General features: G+C 52.1%; 1 rRNA gene. It reads left to right on the top strand.

Annotated features, from left to right (window positions below):
* Positions 1 to 309 (top strand): 23S ribosomal RNA (locus GTP46_RS29240); the annotation flags it as partial.

Genomic DNA, 309 nt, shown 5'->3' on the forward strand with positions numbered 1-309 from the left:
AAGGCGAGGCAGAGATGCGTAGCTGATGGGAAGCAGGTTAATATTCCTGCACCGTCGTATGATGCGATGGGGGGACGGATCGCGGAAGGTTGTCTGACTGTTGGAATAGTCAGTTTCTGCTTCATAGAAGGCACTTAGGCAAATCCGGGTGCGTAATTCAAGGGAGTGGGACGAGTGCACTAGTGCACGTAGCAATCGGAAGTGGTTCCAAGAAAAGCCTCTAAGCTTCAGTCATACGAGACCGTACCGCAAACCGACACAGGTGGGCGAGATGAGTATTCTAAGGCGCTTGAGAGAACTCGGGAGAAG

It is taken from the genome of Duganella flavida, assembly GCF_009857445.1.
In the GTDB taxonomy this organism is placed as follows: domain Bacteria; phylum Pseudomonadota; class Gammaproteobacteria; order Burkholderiales; family Burkholderiaceae_D; genus Rugamonas; species Rugamonas flavida.